At 57.5% G+C, this 4725-nt stretch carries 3 protein-coding genes; all 3 read right to left on the bottom strand.

Annotated features, from left to right (window positions below):
- A partial coding sequence (lpdA, locus tag A3754_RS12210) for a dihydrolipoyl dehydrogenase (RefSeq protein ID WP_063519907.1) occupies positions 1–1312 on the bottom strand: 1312 nt, incomplete at its 3' end.
- Between the two features lie 92 nt (positions 1313–1404).
- The gene (gene odhB, locus A3754_RS12205; protein WP_063519906.1) at positions 1405–2658 is read right to left on the bottom strand and encodes a 2-oxoglutarate dehydrogenase complex dihydrolipoyllysine-residue succinyltransferase; all 1254 of its coding nucleotides are present in this window, start codon (positions 2656–2658) and stop codon (positions 1405–1407) included.
- Between the two features lie 16 nt (positions 2659–2674).
- Positions 2675–4725, bottom strand: a 2051-nt coding sequence (locus tag A3754_RS12200; RefSeq protein WP_063519905.1) for a 2-oxoglutarate dehydrogenase E1 component, incomplete at its 5' end; no start/stop codon positions are given.

Raw genomic sequence — 4725 nt, 5'->3', positions numbered from 1 at the left:
CAAACTCCATGGCGATAACGCCTTGCTGAATCAGCTCGGACGCCTGCGGGCCTACTACGTGCATTCCCAGAATACGGTCTGTCTTTTCGTCGGCGACAAACTTCACCATGCCACCGGTTTCACCGGCCGCCATGGCTCGCCCGTTGGCAGCGAAGGGCACGGCTCCGGTCTTGTAAGCATCACCGGAATCCTTTACTTCCTCTTCGGTCTTGCCGACCCAAGCCACTTCCGGGTGGGTATAAATCACCCCGGGAACGGCGTCATAGTTCACCTGGGTGCTTTCACCCATGATCACTTCCGCCACCATGACACCTTCCTCGATGGCCTTGTGGGCCAACGCCGGGCCACGCACCAGGTCACCAATGGCGTAAACGCCGGGGACATCGGTTCGGCACTGGCTGTCCACGTAAATATAATTACGCTCATCCAGGCTGACGCCGGCATCCTGGCTAAGCAGGCCTTCGGTATAAGGACGACGGCCCACCGCCACGATCAAGCGATCGAAGGTTTCTTCCTGTTCGCCATCCTTGTCGGTGAAGTTCACCACGACCTGATCCTTCTTCACTTCAGACCCGGTCACGCGGGCGCCCAAGCGAATATCCAGCCCCTGTTTGGTGAACTGCTTCTGGGCATCCTTGGCAATCTGCTTGTCCACCGCTGGCAGGAAGTCATCCACCGCCTCCAGCACGACAACCTCACTGCCCAGACGACCCCAGACACTGCCCAGCTCCAGGCCGATCACGCCCGCACCAATCACACCAAGGCGCTTGGGCACCTTGTCAAAGTCCAGGGCGCCGGTGGAATCCACAATCACTTTCTGGTCGACAGATGCCACCGGAATATCCACCGGCACTGAGCCCGCAGCCAGAATCACGTGTTCGGCCTGCAAGGTCTGTGTATCGCCATCCAAAGGCTGGAATTCCACCTGCTTGCCGCTTTTCAGCTGGCCGGTACCCTGCAGCCAGGTCACCTTGTTGGCCTTGAACAGCTGGGCAATACCACCGGTAAGATTCTTGACGATGGTGTCCTTGCGCTTGAGCATGGTCTCAAGGTCCAGGTCTGCCCCCTTGATCTTGATACCATGGTCTGCCAGAGCGGATTCGGTCTCGTGGTACTTCCACGAAGAATCCAGCAACGCCTTGGACGGAATACAACCCACATTCAGACAGGTGCCGCCCAGAGCTGGCTCATCCTGCTTGTTGATCCGCTTTTCGATACAAGCCGTGTTTAGCCCCAGTTGCGCGCACCGGATCGCGGCCACATAACCACCGGGACCACCACCAATGATGATGACGTCGTAGTTGTCACTCATGCTCTATTCCTTCTATCGCTGGCACGCTTCGCGCAGCACGCTGGCACGCCATATCGCGTGTGCGTGCCAGCATGAAGCGTGCGGGCGTGCATTCAGATATCCAGCAACAGGCGCGCCGGGTCTTCGATAAAGTTCTTTACTGCAACCAGGAACTGCACCGCTTCCTTGCCGTCGATCAGGCGATGGTCATAGGACAGGGCCAGATACATCATCGGCAGGATTTCCACCTTGCCGTCCACTGCCATGGGGCGCTCCTGAATCTTGTGCATGCCCAGAATCGCCGTTTGTGGCGGGTTCAGAATCGGCGTGGAAATCAGTGATCCAAACACCCCACCATTGGAAATGGTGAAGGTGCCACCGGTCATCTCTTCAATGGACAGCTTGCCCTTCTGGGCTTTCTGGCCATACTCGATGATCTGCGATTCCACTTCTGCCAGGCCTTTCTGGTCCGCATCGCGCAGGACAGGTACAACCAGACCTCGCTCGGTAGATACCGCCACACCCACGTCGTAGTAACCGTGATAGACGATGTCTTCGCCGTCGATGGAAGCGTTCACTGCCGGGAAGCGTTTCAGCGCTTCCACACAGGCACGGGTGAAGAACCCCATGAAACCGAGACGCACGTTATGGGCTTTCTCGAATTCCGGCTGGTAATGCTTGCGCATATCCATGATCGGTTTCATGTTGACCTCGTTGAAGGTGGTCAACATGGCCGAATCCTGCTGGGCCGAAACCAAGCGCTCGGCAATCCGCTTGCGCAGACGAGTCATCGGCACCCGGCGCTCTTCACGCTCACCCGGTGCGCCCGGCACATCCAGAGTCGCCGGCTGCTGTGGGGCCGGCTGACTGGCACGCTTCTCGGCCTTGTCCGTAATGACCTTTTCCACATCACCCTTGGTAATGCGGCCACCGCGACCAGAGCCCTTCACCTGGTCTGCTGCGATGCCATGCTCGCTCATCAGCTTGCGGGCCGCCGGGCCAGCCTGATCGCCTGCACTGTCATCGTCGTCTGCAGCTTCAGACTTCGCATCATTTTTCTGTTCCGCAGAAGCCTCATCACTGGCTTTCTCTGCGGGCTTGTCATCGCTCTTGCCGGCACTGCCACTGGCTCCTTCGTCGAAGGTGCCCAGTACCTGTTGGCTTTCTACGGTTTCGCCCTCTGCCGCCATGATCTTGCTGATCACGCCGTCGGCCGGCGCCACCACTTCCAGCACAACCTTGTCGGTTTCAATATCCACCAGCAGCTCGTCACGCTTCACCGCTTCACCTTCCTGCTTGTGCCAGGTGGCTACGGTGCCGTCTGCTACTGATTCCGGGAACTGCGGGGCTTTGATATCAGTCGCCATGCCTAATCCTTAACTGTTACTTAATCTCGAAGGCGTCCTGAACCAGACGCTGCTGTTGTTCCACGTGCAGAGACATTGAACCCACTGCCGGGGCGGCCGCCATATCGCGGCCAGCGTAATGCACAGGCCCCACGCCAGCTTGTTGTGCTACACGGTACATATGATGCTGAGAGCAATACCAGGCACCCTGGTTCATGGGCTCTTCCTGACACCAGACCAAATGCTCCAGGTTAGGATAGCTCTCGAGAATTTCCTGCAAACGCTGCTCAGGGAACGGATACAACTGCTCAATCCGCACCAGCGCCGTGTCACTCAGATCATCGCCATCACGCTTTTCCAGCAAGTCGTAGTAGACCTTGCCGGAACACATGACCACGCGGTTGACCTTCTTGCGATCCAGATCAGCCAGGTCATCCAGTACTGAATGGAAAGTGCCGTGGGCCAGATCCTCCAGTGCGGATGTGGCCTTTTTATGGCGTAGCAGGCTCTTCGGGCTCATTACCACCAACGGTTTACGCAGTGGCCGTACAGCCTGACGGCGCAACAAGTGATAAATCTGCCCGGGGGTGCTTGGCACACAGACCTGCATGTTGTGCTCCGCGCACAGTTGCAGGAAGCGTTCCAGTCGCGCAGAGGAATGCTCCGGGCCCTGCCCTTCATAGCCATGGGGAAGCAGCATGGTCAGGCCACACAAACGGCCCCACTTGGCCTCGCCGGAAGAGATGAACTGGTCAATCACCACCTGGGCACCGTTGGCGAAATCACCAAACTGGGCTTCCCAGATCACCAGAGATTTGGGAGTGGTAGTCGCGTAGCCATATTCATACCCCAACACCGCTTCTTCAGAGAGCAATGAATCGTAGATATCGAAGCGCGGCTGCCCCTCGTAGAGGTGCTGAAGCGGCACATATTGCTCACCGTCTTTCTGGTTGTGCAGCACCGCGTGACGGTGCGAAAACGTGCCGCGACCACTGTCCTGGCCGGTCAAGCGAATGGCAAACCCCTGATCAAGCAGCGTCGCATAGGCCATGGTTTCCCCATAACCCCAGTTCAGGGGCAAGGCACCGGCGGTCATTTTGCGGCGGTCTTCCAGGATTTTCTTCACCTGACGCTGAACGACCACCCCTTCCGGCGGTGTTTCCAGGCGGGTAGCCAGATCCTGCAATTTCTTCAGCGGGTACGACGTATCCCAGTCATCTTCAACCTTATGACCGATGTAGGGAGACCAGTCCACGAACAGTGCCTTGTTCGGCTCACGCACCAGGGATTTCACCACATGGTTACCGGCGTCAAGCATGTCACGGTAATCATCCACGGTTTTCTGGGCTTCCTGTTCACTGATCACTTTTTCGTTGATCAGCTGTTCGGCATACAAGGTACGGGTGGTCGGGTGGCTTTTGATCTTTTTGTACATCATCGGCTGGGTCGAGGACGGCTCGTCCGCCTCGTTATGGCCCGAACGGCGATAACAAATCAGATCAATCACCACGTCTTTCTTGAACTGCATGCGGTAATCCACCGCAAGCTGGGTGACAAAGTACACCGCTTCCGGGTCATCCGCATTCACGTGGAAGATCGGCGCCTGCACCATTTTTGCCACATCGGTGCAGTACTCGGTGGAGCGGGCGTCATCACGCCGGCTGGTGGTAAAGCCCACCTGGTTGTTGATGATCACATGCAGGGTACCACCGGTGTGGAAACCCCGGGTCTGGGACATCTGGAATGTCTCCATGACCACACCCTGCCCGGCAAAGGCAGCATCACCGTGCAATATAATCGGAACAACCTGCTCGCCACCCTCGTCATCACGACGATCCTGACGGGCACGTACTGACCCTTCCACCACTGGAGAAACGATCTCCAGGTGTGAGGGGTTGAAGGCCATGGCCAGATGCACTTCACCGCCAGACGTTTGTACGTTGGACGAGAAGCCCTGGTGATACTTCACATCACCGGAGCCATTTTCATTGAAGCTCTTGCCATCGAACTCTTCGAACAGGTCTTTCGGGCTCTTGCCCAGGGTATTCACCAGCACGTTCAGACGGCCGCGGTGGGCCATACCGATCA

The sequence above is a fragment of the Alcanivorax sp. HI0083 genome, assembly GCF_001635175.1.
This window is presented reverse-complemented; position numbering and strand designations above follow the sequence as displayed.